General features: G+C 70.6%; 14 protein-coding genes. 1 reads left to right on the forward strand and 13 read right to left on the reverse strand.

The genetic code is table 11. The features are described 5' to 3' along the window. Window positions 1-75: 75 nt before the first annotated feature. From tyrS to ACKOB8_RS06245, 5 genes are read right to left on the reverse strand one after another with little or no spacing between them, the layout of a single operon-like run. Window positions 76-1,359 carry a tyrosine--tRNA ligase gene (tyrS, locus tag ACKOB8_RS06225; protein ID WP_526376350.1) on the reverse strand — a complete coding sequence of 428 codons (1,284 nt, stop codon included), beginning with the start codon at window positions 1,357-1,359 and terminating at the stop codon, window positions 76-78. A 23-nt stretch (window positions 1,360-1,382) separates the two neighbouring features. After that, window positions 1,383-1,994 carry a DNA-3-methyladenine glycosylase gene (locus ACKOB8_RS06230; protein ID WP_526376351.1) on the reverse strand — a complete coding sequence of 204 codons (612 nt, stop codon included), beginning with the start codon at window positions 1,992-1,994 and terminating at the stop codon, window positions 1,383-1,385. Continuing rightward, the gene (locus ACKOB8_RS06235; RefSeq protein ID WP_526376352.1) at window positions 1,991-2,206 is read right to left on the reverse strand and encodes a Trm112 family protein; all 216 of its coding nucleotides are present in this window, start codon (window positions 2,204-2,206) and stop codon (window positions 1,991-1,993) included. Before ACKOB8_RS06235 ends, ACKOB8_RS06230 begins: the two co-directional genes overlap by 4 nt. A 19-nt stretch (window positions 2,207-2,225) precedes the next feature. Then, complete coding sequence (locus ACKOB8_RS06240) at window positions 2,226-2,738, reverse strand: hypothetical protein (RefSeq protein WP_526376353.1); 513 nt, start codon at window positions 2,736-2,738, stop codon at window positions 2,226-2,228. Window positions 2,739-2,787: 49 nt separating this feature from the next. Continuing rightward, window positions 2,788-5,766 carry an AMP-binding protein gene (locus ACKOB8_RS06245; RefSeq protein WP_526376354.1) on the reverse strand — a complete coding sequence of 993 codons (2,979 nt, stop codon included), beginning with the start codon at window positions 5,764-5,766 and terminating at the stop codon, window positions 2,788-2,790. Between the two features lie 68 nt (window positions 5,767-5,834). On the opposite strand from ACKOB8_RS06245, the gene ACKOB8_RS06250 reads away from it, so the two are divergent. Then, window positions 5,835-7,655: an ABC-F family ATP-binding cassette domain-containing protein gene (locus ACKOB8_RS06250; RefSeq protein ID WP_526376355.1), complete on the forward strand. Its 1,821-nt coding sequence runs from the start codon at window positions 5,835-5,837 to the stop codon at window positions 7,653-7,655. Here ACKOB8_RS06250 and ACKOB8_RS06255 read toward each other — a convergent pair whose 3' ends face one another. From ACKOB8_RS06255 to argJ, 8 genes are read right to left on the reverse strand one after another with little or no spacing between them, the layout of a single operon-like run. Further along, the gene (locus ACKOB8_RS06255) at window positions 7,656-8,867 is read right to left on the reverse strand and encodes an MFS transporter (protein WP_526376356.1); all 1,212 of its coding nucleotides are present in this window, start codon (window positions 8,865-8,867) and stop codon (window positions 7,656-7,658) included. Then, the gene (gene argH, locus ACKOB8_RS06260; RefSeq protein WP_526376357.1) at window positions 8,864-10,276 is read right to left on the reverse strand and encodes an argininosuccinate lyase; all 1,413 of its coding nucleotides are present in this window, start codon (window positions 10,274-10,276) and stop codon (window positions 8,864-8,866) included. The genes ACKOB8_RS06255 and argH overlap by 4 nt, the downstream gene beginning before the upstream one ends. Continuing rightward, on the reverse strand, window positions 10,273-11,478 hold the full coding sequence (locus ACKOB8_RS06265) for an argininosuccinate synthase (RefSeq protein ID WP_526376358.1): 1,206 nt from the start codon (window positions 11,476-11,478) through the stop codon (window positions 10,273-10,275). The genes argH and ACKOB8_RS06265 overlap by 4 nt, the downstream gene beginning before the upstream one ends. A 13-nt stretch (window positions 11,479-11,491) precedes the next feature. Continuing rightward, window positions 11,492-11,977 carry an arginine repressor gene (locus ACKOB8_RS06270; RefSeq protein WP_526376359.1) on the reverse strand — a complete coding sequence of 162 codons (486 nt, stop codon included), beginning with the start codon at window positions 11,975-11,977 and terminating at the stop codon, window positions 11,492-11,494. Beyond that, a complete protein-coding gene (gene argF / locus ACKOB8_RS06275; protein ID WP_526376360.1) occupies window positions 11,974-12,903 on the reverse strand; it encodes an ornithine carbamoyltransferase in 930 nt (309 codons plus the stop codon). The genes ACKOB8_RS06270 and argF overlap by 4 nt, the downstream gene beginning before the upstream one ends. Continuing rightward, on the reverse strand, window positions 12,900-14,084 hold the full coding sequence (locus ACKOB8_RS06280; protein WP_526376361.1) for an acetylornithine transaminase: 1,185 nt from the start codon (window positions 14,082-14,084) through the stop codon (window positions 12,900-12,902). The genes argF and ACKOB8_RS06280 overlap by 4 nt, the downstream gene beginning before the upstream one ends. Then, entirely contained in the window at window positions 14,081-14,923 is an 843-nt protein-coding gene (gene argB, locus ACKOB8_RS06285) for an acetylglutamate kinase (RefSeq protein WP_526376362.1), read from the reverse strand. The genes ACKOB8_RS06280 and argB overlap by 4 nt, the downstream gene beginning before the upstream one ends. Continuing rightward, complete coding sequence (gene argJ / locus ACKOB8_RS06290) at window positions 14,920-16,143, reverse strand: bifunctional glutamate N-acetyltransferase/amino-acid acetyltransferase ArgJ (protein ID WP_526376381.1); 1,224 nt, start codon at window positions 16,141-16,143, stop codon at window positions 14,920-14,922. Before argJ ends, argB begins: the two co-directional genes overlap by 4 nt.

Below are 16,143 nucleotides of genomic sequence, written 5' to 3' on the forward strand. Positions count from 1 at the left end.
CGGCGGAATAGTGGGGTGCCCGGCAGGGCCCGGCGGGGCGGCGTCGTCGACCATCGGCTAACAGGATAGGCGCGGTCAGGCCCGGGGGCGCGGGCGTTCGACGCCGGCGACGTTGCGCTTGCCGCGCCGCAGCACCAGCCAACGCCCGTGCAGGAAATGTTCGGGCTCGGCGACCCAGTCCTCGCTGTCGACGCGCACGTTGTTGACCGACACACCACCCTCGGTGAGCGTTCGTTTGGCCGCACCCCTGCTGGCCGACAGACCGGTCGCCACCAACAGGTCGACGATCCCGGCGGGGGCTTCGGGTGTCAGTTCGGCCACCGGCGTCTCGCGCAGGGCCGCGGTCAGGGTCGCCTCGTCGAGCCCGGCCAGTTCGCCGCGCCCGAACAGCGCCGCGGAGGCGTGCTCGACCGAGGTGGTGGCCGCCTCGCCGTGCACCAGCGTGGTGAGTTCCCGGGCCAGCCGGCGTTGCGCCTGCCGTTCGTGCGCTCGGGTCGCGGTGTCCTGCTCGAGTTCGGCGATCTCGTCGGCGGACAGGAAGGTGAACCATCGCAGGTACCGGATCACGTCCGCGTCCGCGACGTTGACGAAGTACTGGTACCAGGCGTAGGGACTGGTCAGTTCGGGATCGAGCCACAGGCTGCCGCCGCCGGTGGACTTGCCGAACTTGGTCCCGTCGGCCGAGGTGACCAGCGGGACGGTCAGCGCGTGTACGCCGGCGCCGAGTTTCTGGCGCACCAGCCGCACCCCGGCGATGATGTTGCCCCACTGGTCGGATCCGCCGATCTGCAGCGAGCAGCCGTAGCGCTGGTGCAGTTCGACGTAGTCGTTGGCCTGCAGCAGCAGGTAACTGAACTCGGTGTAGGAGATACCCTCGCCGTCGAGCCGGCGGCGGATGGTGTCACGGTCGAGCATCACGTTGACCGAGAAGTGCTTGCCGGTGTCGCGCAGGAACTCGATCACCCCCAGCGGGGCGGTCCAGGTCAGGTTGTCGGCGAGGATCGCCCCGGTCGGCGAGTCGTCGAACGCGACGAACCGCTGCAGCTGGGCACTGATGCGTTCGGACCACTGCGCGACGGTGCCGGACTCGTTGAGTGTCCGCTCACCGGCGTCGCGCGGGTCGCCGATCAGTCCGGTCGCCCCGCCGGCCAGCACGATCGGCCGGTGACCGGCGCGCTGGAAACGCTGCAGGGTCAGCAGCGGCAGCAGGTTCCCGGCGTGCAGGCTGGGCGCGGTGGGGTCGAAACCGGCGTAGACGGTCATCGGCGGCTCGGCGGCCAGGGCGGCGAGGGCGTCGATGTCGGTGGACTGCGCGATCAGGTCGCGCCACGCCAACTCGTCGAGGATCGTCGTGCCCATGGGTCGATCTTCCCGCACCGCGATCAGTCGCTCGCGCCCGGCTGCGGTGCGCGCGGGCTTCGCCGGTATGCCGAGACCTCCGCGTGTCCGGGTACCCAGAACCGCCAGGGCCGGTCGGCGGCGCGGCTGACGCCTACCCGCGGGCCGGCGATCCCGGCAACCGGATCGCCCAGGTGCAGCGTCACCGGGCTGTGCCGGCCGAGCACGTCGGCGCCATTGTCGGCCATCGTGATCCCGAGCGCCGCACACAGGTTGCCCGGTCCGCGGGCCAACTCCCGTGCGGCGACGCCGGGACCGCGCCGCCGGCGGGCGGATCCGGTCCCGCGTTCGATCACCGCGGCCCGCAGCAGCACCGCGGCGGCAGCCTCCTCGGGTCCGCAGGAGATGTTGGCGCAGACGTGGATGCCGTGACTGCGATAGGTGTAGAGCCGTCCGGGCGGTCCGAACATCACCAGGTTTCGGGCGCTGCGACCGCGATAGGAGTGCGAGGCCTCATCCGGCCACGCTCCGTCGGGGGGACCGCCGTAGGCCTCCACTTCGACGATCCGCGCGCGCACTCCGTTGGCGGTGAGAACCGCACCGAGCAGGAGCCGCGCCGCCGTCACCGGATCGGCGGCCAGCAGCCCGGCGGTCACGCAGGCGGCTGCGCGTGCGCCATCAGCCGCTCGTGCTGCTCGGGGCTGACGTCGGCGGCCTCGTCGACGAGCAACACCGGAATCCCGTCCTCGATGCGGTAGGCCTTGCGCAGTCGCGGGTTGTAGAGCACCGGGGTATCCGCGTCGATCAGCAGCAGCGGACCCCGGTCGGCGGGGCACACCAGGATGTCGAGGAGCTTCGGGTCGAGCACGGCGCCGGGCAGCTGCGGCTTAGGGCGCGGGAGGCGCGGCGGGCGCCGCGGGCATCATCGGCGCGGCCGCCCCCGGACTGACGGCACCGTCGCCGGGAACCGGGGCGCCCGCGATCTGGGCCGGGTTACTGGCGGCCGGCATCTGACCGGCGCCCATGACCGCACTGTTGGCGTTGAGCTGGGACTGGGCCTGCTGCAGCAGTTCGGACTGGGCGCGGATCTTCTGCTGGTAGGCGATGGTGCCCTGCAGCGCCTGCACCAGCGGGATCTGGTTGGGCCGGTATTCCATGGCCTGGGTGATCTCGTCGTAGTTGGCCTTGGACGGCTTGAAGCCCATCGACCGCAGTTTGAGGCTGACCTTGAGCAGCTTGGACAACTGCCCGCCTCCGGAACCGACGGCGTACTGATCGGCCAGGTCGTCGAGGACGTCGGCGTGGGCGGTGGCAACCGACCCGAACACGAGTCCGGTCGCCAGCACGGCACCGGCGACGCCGTTCAGCAGTCGGCGCGCTCCCCTGGTGACTCTGGCCATGCGTCCCTCCGGTCAGTCGAGCCGAGCCTAACAGCGGCCCGGGTCCGGGTCACGGCGTCGTTCCGGCCAGCCGATTCCGGACCGCAGCGGTCAGTCTGCGGTATTTACCGGTATCGGGGTCCAGGTACCAGGTGTTACGCCCCGGCTTGGGCACGCCGGCGGCGCGCAGGGCCGACACGGTCGGCCGGTAGGAGGCACTCACCGGGATCTCCCCGACGACGTGCACGATGTCCGGGGGCAGCCCGACCGGCATCCCGGACAGCGCCTCCTCGAGGTCGGCGAGGGTCATGCTCATCCCGGGCCGCAGCGTGACCGCGGTGACCGCCAGCGTTCCGGACTCGGTGTCCAGACCGTAGGTTGCCGCGAGGTCGACTCCGGTGATCGCGCCGACGGCGTCGGTGATGGGCGAGGGGAACACCGCGCCGCGGGCGGTGCGAATGAGTCCGGAGCGGTTGCCGAGCAACCAGAAGTCGCCGTCCTCGTCCCGCAGGAACACGTACTCGGTGGAGATCCAGATGTCGCCGGGCGCGAACACCCCGCGCTTGATCGCCGAGGTCGGGTCGAACGGCCCCCACGGCCGGGCCAGCAGCACACCGACCGCGCCGCGCCCGGCGACCGAAACGAAGCCCCGGTCGTCCTCGAGGATCAGGTCGGCGTCGGCGTCGTAGGCGGCCAACTCCACTTCACCGCCGCCGGGCAGCGGACGGCCCTCGCTACCGATCTTCTGGCCGGCCACGTTGGCCAGCACCGCCTGACCGTCGCTGGTGGCGAAGAACTCGACCACCTTGGCGGGCGCGAACACGTCGAGGATGCGCCGCCACAACCCCGTCGGCATGCCCGAGCCGATGAACAGCCGGACCGGGTTGTTGCCCGCCATCGAGAACCCGGGGGCGTCGACCACCTCGCGCAGCATCGACCAGGTGTAGGTGACGACGGTGACGCCGTACTGGCGGATCTCGGAGACGAACCGCTCGGCGCACAGACCGCGGGACAGGGCGATCCTGGCGCCGGCCACCACCGAGCCGCCGAGGCTGACGAGCAGTCCGGACTGGTGGTGCAGGGGCGTCAGGCAGAGCACGGTGTCGCCGCGGTTGAGCGCCGCGGCCGACGCGGTGCCGAACGCCGACAGCGACCACCGGTAGTTGGTGATCTGCTTGGGCACCAGTTCCCCGCCGCCGATCGCACTGAACACGACGAACGCCAGATCGCGGGCGTACCCGGGGTTGGGCCGGTACCAGCCGGGCAGGTCCACCGCGTCCGGATCGATCTGCTCCATGTCGATCACGTCGCTGCCGGCCGGCAGCTTCAGGTCGCGGTTGTCGCCGCCGCCGAGCACGAGAACTCCGACCGGTAGCTTGCGGGCCGCCTCCAGGTTGGCCGGGTCGGTGATGAGGTCGGTGATCCCGCCCAGTCGCGCGGCCTTCTTGAGGTCGGCATCCGGCGGCATGAGCACGGCGATGGCGCCCAGCCGGGACAGAGCGGCGATGGCGACCATCGCGCTGGGCCGGGTGTCCATCAGGACGCCGACCGGGGTGCCCTGACGCACCCCGACGGAGATCAGTCCGCGCACGACGTTGTTGATGCGGCGGTTGACTGCCTCGTAGGTGTGCACCCGGCCGTCGAAGAGCAGGAACTCCCCGTCCGGGCTGGCCTGGGCCTGCTCGTCGATGATGCGGGCCAGCGAGATGCGGGTGTGGTCGTTGATCTGGCCGAGCCGGGTCAGCCGGGGCAGGGTGCGCGCGGTCTCCACCGCCAGGGTGCGCACCGATCGCTCGGCGCTGAGCACGGCGTCGGCTGCGCCGCGGGCGACCGACAGCGCCAGCCCGGATGCCTCGGCGATGCCGTGCATGACCCGCGAACTCAGCGCCACCCCGGACTCGCCGGCGTCGGCGACGTGATCGGGCATCAGTGCGACGTTGGCCGGGCGGGGCTCCAGGCCCGACACCCACAGCACCCAGTCGGCGACGGTCGGCCAGGTGATGTTGGCCGCTTTGGAGCCGACGACCAGGCCGAAGTGCCCGGCCCGGATCATCACCTCGTAGACGTCGGCGTTGGGTGCCGCCCGCTTGATGGCGCGCACCGACACCGGCTGGCCGATGTCGTCGACCTCGCCGACGAAGGCCAGCACCGGACAGGTGATGTCACTCAACGTCACCAGCTGGCCCTTGATCGCGAAGCCCCCGGTCATCATCCGGTTGTGCGTGACGAACTGCTTGAGCAGTTCGGAGACCGCCGGGCCCGACCACGCGATCCAGCCCTCGCTGTCGAGGAATCGCCGCTGCGGCTCGCGCGGCAGCAAGGCTTCGCGATTGTGCAGCTGCTTGAGGAAGTCGACACGGGCCTTGGCGGTCTTGAGCGGATCGAGCAGTTGAAACCCGGTACGCGCCAACCAGCCCGGAACGTCGATGCGGTTGAACACGTGGTCCGCCAGGAATTCGGCGACCACCACGCCGACATTGGCAGGCATTCCCATCGGCAGTCCGGCCAGGGTGTCCACCGGGGAGCCGAACGCGATGACGCTGGCCACGTCCTTGGACTGGCGGTAGGCGGCGGTCTGGTAGCTGAACATCCCGCCCTGGGAGTAACCGGCCAGGTGAACGCTCTGTCCCGTGGCGTCCTTCACGGTGTCGATGGCGTCGCTGAGAGCCACGATGTGATCGGTGAGGGTGCGCTCCATGCCGCCCTCGACCTCGTCGGGTGAACCGAAGTCGATCACCCAGGGATCGATCCCGGCCTCGTGCAGGATGCCCACCGCCCCCTCCTCGCGGGTGACGTCCCACATGTTCGCCGACATCATCATCGGGTGGACCATCAGCACCGGCGGCCCCGGCGGGGCGTGGCCCGGACGGCTGTCCGGCGGGAAGTAGCGCCGGAGCTTGTACATGTTCGAGCTCTCGACGATCTGGAACGGCGAGGGCTCGGCACCGGTTTCCAGCCCGCCCCAGCGCAGCACCTCCAAGCCGTTCTGGGCGGTCGCCATCAGGCGCTCGACGGGCTTGGTGATCGCCGACAGACCCAGGTCAACCACGGCTACCTCCCTGTCTGACTGTTCGACTGCCTCAAGCATGCACCCCGACCGCCATTAGGGTCGAACCGATGGCACACCTGCTGGGTGCGGAGAACCTGCACCTCCAGTATCCAACCCGGACCGTTTTCGAGTCCGTGACGGTGGGCATCAACGACGGCGCCCGGATCGGGATCGTCGGGCGCAACGGGGAGGGCAAGTCCAGCCTGCTCGGCCTGCTCACCGGCCGGATCACCCCGGACTCGGGCCGGGTGACCCGCCGCCGGGGCCTGCGGGTCGGTGCGCTGGAGCAGGCCGACACCCTCGAGGCGGATCAGACGGTCCGCGCCGCCCTGGTCGGCGAGCGGCCCGAGCACGACTGGGCGGCCAACCCGAAGATCAGGGACGTCGTCTCCGGACTGGTGTCCGACATCGACTGGCAGGCCAGGGTCGCGGCGCTCTCCGGCGGGCAGCGGCGCCGGGTGCAACTGGCCGCGCTTCTCATCGGCGAGTGGGACGTCATCGGTCTCGACGAGCCGACCAACCACCTCGACATCGAGGGCATCACCTGGCTGGCCGGCCATCTGCGCCAGCGCTGGCCGCACAACACCGGCGGCTTGCTGGTGGTCACCCACGACCGCTGGTTCCTCGATGAGGTCGCCACGACCACCTGGGAGGTGCACGCCGACGGTCACGGCGCGCACGGCGCTCACGGCGCTCACGTCGAGCCGTTCGAGGGCGGCTACGCGGCCTACGTCCTGGCGCGGGTCGAACGTGATCGGCAGGCGGCCGCCGCCGAGGCCAGACGGCAGAACCTGCTGCGCAAGGAGCTCGCCTGGCTGCGGCGGGGAGCGCCGGCGAGAACGTCCAAACCGAAGTTCCGTATCGACGCGGCCAATCAGCTGATCGCCGACGTCCCCCCGCTGCGCGACACCGTCGAACTGGCCAAGCTGGCGACCGCCCGGCTGGGCAAGAACGTCATCGACCTGCTCGACGTGTCGGTCGGCTACGAGGGCGAACCGGTGCTGCGCGCGGTGGACTGGCAGATCGGTCCCGGTGAGCGTGTCGGCATCCTCGGCGCCAACGGCGCGGGTAAGTCCACCCTGCTGGGTCTGATCGCCGGGACTATCACCCCCGACAGCGGACGGGTGAAACGGGGCAAGACCGTCCGGCTGGCCATGCTCGATCAGCAGCCCGGCCCGCTGGCCGATCGCGGCGAGGAGACGGTCCGCGAGGTGATCGGCGGGCAGCCGGCCTACTACCTGGTCGACGGCCGGGAACTGAGCGCCGCACAGCTGCTGGAACGGCTCGGTTTCCGCCGCGAGGAACTCTCCGCACGAGTCGGCGACCTCTCCGGCGGCCAGCGCCGGCGGCTGCAGCTGATGCTGACCCTGCTGGCCGAACCCAACGTCCTGGTGCTCGACGAGCCGACCAACGACGTGGACATCGACATGCTGGCGGCCACCGAGGACCTGCTGGACTCGTGGCCGGGCACCGTGATCGTGGTGTCGCACGACCGGTATCTGCTCGAGCGGGTCACCGACCAGCAGTACGCGATCATCGAGGGGCGGCTGCGTCACCTGCCCGCCGGGGTCGACGAGTACCTGCGGATCGCGGCGCACCGGCCGCTCACCGAGCCCGGCCAGGCACGAGCGTCGGCGACTACCGGGTCCGCGCGCCTCTCCGGGGCGGCGTTGCGCGAGGCGCAGAAGGAGATCGCAGCGCTCGACCGGGCCATCACCAAGCTCACCGAACGGATCCATGCCAAACACGTCGAACTGGCCGAGCACGATCAGTCCGATCACGTCGGGATCGGCAGCCTCACAGCGCAATTACGTGACCTGGAGTCCGACATGGCCGAGAGGGAAAGCCGGTGGCTGGAACTCTCCGAGTCGGTGGAATCAGCCGGTTGATCAGTCGTCGGCAACCGGAAGGAGCCGGACGAACAGCAGGCTCCCCAGCGCGGTCACACCGGCGATCAGGATGCTGCGACTGACGCCGATCTGCTGCGCGGCCAACCCGAACCCGAAACTGCCCGCCGCCATGCCTCCCTGAACCGCGAGTGCGAACACCGCATTCATCAGTCCGCGGGCATTCTCCGGCGAGGCGATCTGTACCGACGACAGATGGGTGATGGTCACGATGCTCCACGCGCAGCCGTAGAAGAACAGGAACATGGCGTCGAGTGCCATCGAGTTCCACTGGCTGACGCCGATCACCGACAGCCCGAACACAATGACCGCGCCGGCCGACAAGACGGGCATCGGGATGCGGCGGCGCAGCGCCGGAACCAGCACCGCGCCGATCGCGGAACCGACGCTCAGTGCGGCGAGCAGGTGCCCGTAGCCGATCGGCCCTGTCTGAACGTTCTCCTTCGCCTCCAGTGGCAGCAGCCCTAGCAGGGCCCCACTGGTGATCATCAACATCGCGATGCGCGCGATCGGCCCGTACAACTTCGGCGATCGACCGATGATGCCCAGTACCTGGCGCAGCGACCGGGACTCCCCGGCGTCGCCGGACTCGGCGGTCCGGTCCTTCGGCGTCATCCACAGGACGGCGATCAGGTAGAAGTGCGACACGGTGCTGGTGAAGAGCACGACCGCGGTGCCGAAGAAGCCCATCAGGTAGCCACCCAGCACCGGACCGACGGCCCGGCCGATGTCGCTGCTCAGCGAGTTGAACGACAGCGCCGCCAGCACGCGGTCTTTCGGCACGAGTTCGCAGATCAACGGCTTCCACGACGACTTCTGCACAACGACGCCCACCCCGATGAGGAACGTCGAGAACAGGAGTAACTTCGGAGTGAGGTTCCAGCCACCGGACAGCGCGACCACCGCGAGAAACGCCGTCACGGCGAGCATCCAGGCCTGCGATGCGAGCATCATCCGGCGGTGGCCCAGCGAATCGGACGCCAACCCGAACGGGATCGCGAAAAGGACGAACGGCAGACTCGACGCGGTCTGCACCATGCTCACCAGCACCGTACTGGTGGTCAGTGAGGTCATGGTCCAGGAGATGCCGAGCGTGAGCATCTCAAGACCGAGGATGAACACCAGGTTGGCCGACCAGGCGTTGCGGAATCTGCTCTCGCCGAGCAGATCGTAGCCGGAACCCTCCGTCGTCACCGCCGCACGTCCGCTCGCATTCCTTCGATCCGACGGCGGACCGTCGCGAGTTGAGCAGCGACCTGTCGGGGCGAGGTTCCGCCGCGGGCGTCGCGGGAGGCGACCGATCCGTGGACGCTGAGCACCTCGCGCACCTGCGGGGTCAACTGCGGGCTGATCCCGGCCAGTTCGGCGTCGGTGAGTTCCGCCAGTCCGACACCACGACTCTCGGCGACGCGGACCGCCGCGCCGGCCGCCTCATGGGCCACCCGGAACGGCACGCCGGCGCGCACCAGCCACTCGGCGACGTCGGTGGCCAGGGTGTAGCCCGCCGGGGCCAATGCCGCCATCCGTTCGGTGTCGAAACGCAGGGTGGCGACCAGACCCGCCATCGCCGGCAACACGAGTTCGAGCTGGGCGACCGAGTCGAACAGCGGTTCCTTGTCCTCCTGCAGGTCGCGGTTGTACGCCAGCGGCTGGGCTTTGAGGGTGGCCAGCAGGCCGGCGAGGTTTCCGATCAGCCGGCCGGCCTTTCCCCGGGCAAGCTCGGCGATGTCGGGGTTCTTCTTCTGCGGCATGATCGAACTTCCGGTGGACCAGGCGTCGTCGAGTGCCACGTACCCGAATTCCGTTGTGCTCCAAAGAATAATGTCCTCAGCGAGCCGGGACAGGTCGATGCCGATCATCGCCAGCACGAAGGCTGCCTCGGCGGCGAAGTCCCGCGCGGCGGTCGCGTCCATCGAGTTCTCCGCCGCCGCGGCGAATCCCAGTTCGGCGGCGACCGCATCCGGGTCCAGTCCCAGCGAGGACCCAGCCAGCGCACCGGACCCGTACGGCGACACCGCGGCACGGTCGTCGAAGTCGGCGATCCGGTCGACGTCGCGCAGCAGCGGGTGGGTGTATGCGAGCAGATGATGAGCCAGCAGCACCGGCTGCGCGGCCTGCAGGTGAGTCTTACCGGGCATCACCGCGGCCGGATGCGCCGCGGCCTGATCGGTCAGCGCGGTGACCACGTCGAGCACACCATCGGCGATCCGCCGCATGGCGTCGCGCAGCCACATCCGAAACAGCGCGGACACCTGGTCGTTGCGCGATCGCCCCGCGCGCAGCCGGCCGCCGAGATCAACTCCCACCCGGTCGATCAGACCCCGCTCCAGTGCGCCGTGCACGTCCTCGTCGGTGACGACCGGCGCGAAGCTGCCGTCGGCGACGTCCCGGGCGAGGCCGTCCAGCCCGGCCAGCAGTCCGTCGCGCTGCTCGTCGGTGAGCAGTCCCGCCCGATGCAGCACCGCGGCGTGCGCCCGCGACGCGGTGATGTCGTAGGGGGCCAGCACCCAGTCGAAGTGCGTCGAGCGGCTCAGGGCTGCCAGTTCGGGCGCCGGGCCGCCGGCGAACCGGCCACCCCACAGCGCGCCCTCGTTGGTGCTCATGTCCGCTGATCCCGGCGGGCGGCGATCTTCGACGACAGACCGTGCACGTGCACGAAGCCCTTGGCCGCGGACTGGTCGTAGGTGTCGCCCTCGTCGTAGGTGGCCAGGTTGAAGTCGTAGAGCGACTCCGGGCTGCGCCGGCCGTTGACCGCGATGTGCCCGCCGTGCAGCACCATCCGGATCTCCCCGGTCACCCGCTGCTGGGTGGTGGCGACGAAGGACTCCAGCGCGGACTTCAGCGGCGAGAACCACAGTCCGTCGTAGACCAGCTCGCCCCAGCGCTGGTCGGTGAGCCGCTTGAACCGGCCCACCTCGCGCTCCAGGGTGACGTGCTCGAGCTCGGTGTGCGCGGTGATCAGCACCATCGCACCCGGCGCCTCGTAGATCTCCCGGCTCTTGATACCGACCAGCCGGTCCTCGACGACGTCGAGGCGGCCCACGCCCTGCGCGCCCGCGCGGCGGTTCAGCTCGACGATGGCTTCCAGCACCGACACCGGGTTGCCGTCGATCGACACCGGCACCCCGCTGTCGAATCCGACGATCACCTCGTCGGGGGTGTTCCAGTTCAGCGTCGGGTCCTCGGTGTAGGCGTAGACGTCCTTGGTCGGCGCGTTCCACAGGTGCTCGAGGAACCCGGTCTCCACCGCCCGGCCCCACACGTTCTGGTCGACCGAGAACGGGGAGCGCTTGCTGACATTGATGGGGATCGCGTTCTCCTCGGCGAAGGCGATGGCCTTCTCCCGGGTCCAGGCGTAGTCGCGGACCGGCGCGAGCACCTGCAGATCCGGTGCGAGGGAGGCGAACCCGACCTCGAAGCGGACCTGGTCGTTGCCCTTGCCGGTGCAGCCGTGCGCGACGATGCCGCCGCCGTACTCGCGCGCGGCCGCGACCAGGTGTTTGGCGATCAGCGGCCGGCTCAGCGCCGACACCAGCGGGTAGCGGTCCATGTAGAGCGCGTTGGAGAAGATCGCCGGCAGGCAGTACTGCTCGGCGAACTCGTCGCGGGCGTCGACCACCACCGCCTCGACCGCCCCGCAGTCCAGCGCCCGCTGGCGCACGACGTCCATGTCCTCGCCCTGACCCAGGTCGATGGCCACCGCAACCACCTCGCGGCCGGTCTCCCGGCCGATCCAACTGATCGCCACGGATGTGTCCAGCCCACCGGAATAGGCCAGGATGACGCGCTCGGACGAGCCGGGCATGCGGGTTCTCCTCTCAGCGAATGGTCTCGAACAGCGCGGCCAGTTGCGCACCGCTGACCGGTTCGCGCGCGACCACAAAGATCGTGTCGTCACCGGCGATGGTGCCGACCACCTCGGGAAGCGCGGCGCGGTCGATGGCACTGGCCAGGTAGTGGGCTGCGCCGGGCGGGGTGCGCAGGACGGCCAGGTTGGCGCTGGCGTCGGTGGACACTAACAGGTCGCCGAGCAGTCGCGACAGCCGTTCGGTGCCGCCGCACACGCCCCGGACCGGGCTGCCGTCCTCGGGCACCACGTACACCCCGCCACCCCCGTCGGCGCCGCGCAGCTTGACCGCGCCGAGCTCTTCGAGGTCACGCGACAGCGTGGCCTGGGTGACGTCGATGCCCTCCTCGGCGAGCAGCGCGGCCAGCTCGCCCTGGCTGTGTACCTCGCGCGCCGACAGCACGGCGACGATGCGGGCCTGCCGTCCGGCCCGGGTGACGTCCGAAGACCGTGTCATGACCGCTCCAGCAGCCAGACCAGCAGCGCCTTCTGGGCGTGCAGCCGGTTCTCCGCCTCGTCCCACACCGCGCTGTGCGGCCCGTCGATCACCTCGTCGGTGATCTCCTCACCGCGGTGCGCCGGCAGGCAGTGCAGCACGATGACGTCCGGTGCGGCCCGGCCCAGCAGGGCCGCGTTGAGCTGGAAGGGCTCGAACGGAGCGACCCGGTCGCGCTGGTCGCCCTCCTGACCCATCGAGGTCCAGGTGTCGGTCACCAGGACGTCGGCGCCGTCGGCGGCCGCGTGCGGGTCGGTCGCCACCGTGACCGTGGCGCCGGTGTCGGCGGCCCGCGCACGCGCGGCCGCGACCACCTCGGGCGCCGGGCCGAAACCCGCTGGCGCGGCGACGGTGACATGCAGCCCGGCGGTGACGCCGCCGAGCATCAGCGAGTGCGCCATGTTGTTGGACCCGTCGCCGAGATAGGCCAGCCGCAACCCGGGCAGACTCCCCCGGCGCTCGGCGAGGGTCTGCAGATCCGCCAGCACCTGGCAGGGGTGGAAGTCGTCGCTGAGCGCGTTGACCACCGGCACCGTCGATGCCGAGGCCATCGCCGTCAGCCGGTCCTGACCGAACGTGCGCCACACGATCGCCTCGACGTAGCGCGACAGCACCCTCCCGGTGTCGGCGAGGGTCTCGTCGCGGCCGAGCTGGGTGGAGCGGCCGTCGACCACGACGGCGTGCCCGCCCAGCTGGGCGATGCCGACCTCGAAGGAGAACCGGGTGCGGGTGGAGTTCTTGTCGAAGATCACCGCCACACCCAGCGGTCCCTCCAGCGGCCGGCGGCTCAGCGGCGCCGCCTTCAGCTCGGCGGCCAGCGTCAGCACCTCGGCCTGCTCGGCCGGGGTGAGGTCGTCGTCGCGCAGGAAGTGCCGGGGTCCGCTCATGACTCCCCCGCCTCTGCCGCGGTGTCCAGGATTGCCGGCAGCGCCGCCAGGAAGCTCTCCACCTGGGCGCCGGTGATGATCAGCGGCGGGGCCAGCCGGATCACCTCGGGTGCCACGGCGTTGACCAGGAACCCGGCGTCGCGGGCGGCCGCCTCCACCGCCTTCGCGTGCGGAGCGGTCAGCACCACCCCGCGCAGCAGTCCGCGGCCGCGGACATAATCGACCAGGGGGTGCCCGAGCGCCTCGATGCCGTTGGCCAGGCGTGCGCCGAGCACCCCGGCCCGCTCGATCAGGGTGTCCTCGCGCAGCACCCGCAGCACGGCCAACCCGGCCGCGGCGCACACCGGGTTGCCGCCGAAGGTGCTGCCGTGCAGGCCCGGGGTCATCAGTTCGGCCGCCGGGCCGACCGCCAGGCAGGCTCCGATCGGCAGGCCGCCGCCGAGACCCTTGGCGAGGGTGACCACATCGGGGGTGATGCCCTCGTGCTGGTGGGCGTAGAAGGCGCCGGTGCGGCCCACCCCGGTCTGCACCTCGTCGACCACCAGCAGCGCGCCGTGGCGATCGGTGATCTCGCGGGCGGCACGCAGATAGCCGGCCGGCGGGACCACGACCCCGCCCTCGCCCATGATCGGCTCCAGGAACACCGCGGCGGTGTCGTCGTCCACGGCGGCCGCGAGCGCATCGGCATCGCCGTAGGCCACATGCCGGACGTCTCCGGGCAGCGGCGCGAAGGGCTGTTGCTTGGCGGGCTGACCGGTCAGCGCGAGCGCACCCATGGTGCGGCCGTGGAAGGAACCCTTCGCGGCGACCAGCTTCGTGCGGCCGGTCAGCCGGGAGATCTTGAAGGCCACCTCGTTGGCCTCGGCCCCGGAATTGCAGAACAGCACCCGGCCCGCAGCACCGAGGTGGGCGATCAGCTCCTCGGCCAGCGCGATACCCGGTTCGGTGGCGTAGAGGTTGGACACGTGGCCGAGGGTGTTCAGCTGGGCGCTGACCGCGTCGATGATCGCCGGGTGGCGGTGGCCGACGACGTTGACCGCGATGCCGGCCAACAGGTCCAGGTAGGTCTTGCCGGCGGCGTCGGTCACCACCGCGCCCTGTCCGCTGACCAGGGTCAGCGGCGGTGTGCCGTAGTTGTCCATCATCACCGCGCGCCAGCGGTCGTGCAGACCCGCCGTCATGTCCGCACCGCCGCGACGATCGTGGTGCCCGTTCCTTCGGCGGCCGAGAGTTCCCTCAGCACGCAGTGCGCGACCCGGCCGTCGACCACGTGCGCACTGGGAACCCCGGCGGCGACGGCACGCAGGCAGGCTTCGATCTTGGGCACCATGCCCTCCTCCAGAACGGGCAGCAGGGCGCGCAGCGTCGCCGCGTCGATCTCGTGGACCAGCGAATCGCGGTCCGGCCAGCGGGTGTAGAGACCCTCGACGTCGGTGAGCATCAGCAGGGTCTGCGCGCCGAGTGCCTCGGCGACCGCGGCCGCGGCGGTGTCGGCGTTGATGTTGTGCACCACGCCGGCGGCATCCGGGGCGATCGTCGAGATCACCGGGATGCGTCCGGCGGCGAGCAGGTCGCGCAGCAACCCGGTGTCGACGTGCTCGACGTCGCCGACCAGGCCGATGTCGGTGTCGACACCGTCGACCCGCACGCTGCGGCGCACCGCGGTCAGCGTCCGGGCGTCCTCGCCGGTCAGTCCCACCGCGTAGGGGCCGTGCGCGTTGATCAAACCGACCAGTTCCCGGCCGACCTGGCCGAACAGGACCATGCGGACGACGTCGAGCACCTCGGGCGTGGTGACCCGGAAGCCGCCCCGGAACTCCCCGCTGATTCCCAGGCGGGTGAGCATGGCGCTGATCTGCGGGCCGCCGCCGTGAACGACCACCGGAAGCACGCCGGCGTCGCGCAGCGACACCATGTCGGCGGCGAATGCGGTCTTGAGCGACTCGTCGGTCATCGCGTTGCCGCCGTACTTGACCACGACAACCTTGTCGCGCAGGGCCTCGAGCGCCGGAGCCGTCATGAGCTGTAGGCCGAGTTCTCTTCGACGTAGGCATGGGACAGATCGGTGGTGCGCACCGTTGCGGCGGCCCCGCCCAGTCCGAGGTCGATCCGCACGTGGATATCCGCTCCGGAGAGATCCACGTCGCGGGCCGCCGGGGTCCCGACTCCGTCCACACACACCGGAAAATCGTTGAACGCGACCATGATCCGCGCCGGATCGACGGGGAACGGCGCCATGCCCACCGCGGCCAGCACCCGGCCCCAGTTCGGGTCCGACCCGAACAGTGCGGTCTTGACCAGACTGTCGCGGGCCACCAGCCGGGCGGCGGTGACGGCGTCCTGCTCGCAGGTGGCACCGGTGACGGTGATCGTCACCCGCTTGGTGACGCCCTCGGCGTCGGCCTGCAGCTGTGCGCAGAGGTCGTCGCAGACCCGCAGCACCGCGTCCTCGAGATGCTCCCGGGAGGGCCTGACCTCACTGGCGCCCGAGGCCAGCAGCAGTACGGTGTCGTTGGTCGAGCAGCAGCCGTCGACGTCGAGCCGGTCGAAGGTCAGCGCCGTCGCTCGGCGCAGCACCGCGTCGAGTGTCGCGGCGTCGGCGACCGCGTCGGTGGTCAGCACGCACAGCATCGTCGCCAGTGACGGCGCCAGCATCCCGGCACCCTTGGCCATGCCGCCCACCGTCCAGTTCTCTTTTGATCCCGGGGAATGGTGCAGCGCAACCTGTTTGGGGATCGTGTCGGTGGTCATGATGGCCCGGGCCGCGTCCTCCCCGCCGGTGAGTCCGCCGGCAAGCTCGTGCACGATCTCGGTCACCCCGGCCAGCACCCGATCCATCGGCAGCCGGTCACCGATGAGTCCGGTGGAGCAGACCCCCACCTCGATCGGACCGGTCTCGGTTCCCCAGTTGGACAGGGCGGCGGCCACCGCCTCGGCAGTGGCGTGGGTGTCGGCGAAACCCTGCGGACCGGTGCAGGCGTTCGCGCCACCGGAATTCAGCAGCACGGTGCGCAACCGTCCGGTGGTCAACACCTGGCGGGTCCACAGGACCGGCGCGGCCTGGACCTGATTGCGGGTGAACACCCCGGCCGCGCTGTAGTCCGGTCCCTCGTTGAAGACCAGTGCCAGATCGGGCGCGCCGGAGGATTTGATGCCGGCGGCGATCCCGGCCGCGCGGAATCCGGCCGGCGCGGTGACACCCTGGGTGCGCAGCAAACGTGTCGCCTGCTGCCCCGGCAC

This window comes from Mycobacterium sp. (assembly GCF_046091765.1).
Lineage (GTDB): Bacteria > Actinomycetota > Actinomycetes > Mycobacteriales > Mycobacteriaceae > Mycobacterium.

Bases quoted from the DNA above. Each gene is read 5' to 3' on its own strand.
- tyrS (WP_526376350.1), bottom strand. From the start codon at position 1,359: ATGGGCACGACGATCCTCGACGAGTTGGCGTGGCGCGACCTGATCGCG.
- ACKOB8_RS06240 (WP_526376353.1), bottom strand. From the start codon at position 2,738: ATGGCCAGAGTCACCAGGGGAGCGCGCCGACTGCTGAACGGCGTCGCC.
- ACKOB8_RS06250 (WP_526376355.1), top strand. From the start codon at position 5,835: ATGGCACACCTGCTGGGTGCGGAGAACCTGCACCTCCAGTATCCAACC.
- argH (WP_526376357.1), bottom strand. From the start codon at position 10,276: ATGAGCACCAACGAGGGCGCGCTGTGGGGTGGCCGGTTCGCCGGCGGC.
- ACKOB8_RS06265 (WP_526376358.1), bottom strand. From the start codon at position 11,478: ATGCCCGGCTCGTCCGAGCGCGTCATCCTGGCCTATTCCGGTGGGCTG.
- ACKOB8_RS06270 (WP_526376359.1), bottom strand. From the start codon at position 11,977: ATGACACGGTCTTCGGACGTCACCCGGGCCGGACGGCAGGCCCGCATC.
- argF (WP_526376360.1), bottom strand. From the start codon at position 12,903: ATGAGCGGACCCCGGCACTTCCTGCGCGACGACGACCTCACCCCGGCC.
- ACKOB8_RS06280 (WP_526376361.1), bottom strand. From the start codon at position 14,084: ATGACGGCGGGTCTGCACGACCGCTGGCGCGCGGTGATGATGGACAAC.
- argB (WP_526376362.1), bottom strand. From the start codon at position 14,923: ATGACGGCTCCGGCGCTCGAGGCCCTGCGCGACAAGGTTGTCGTGGTC.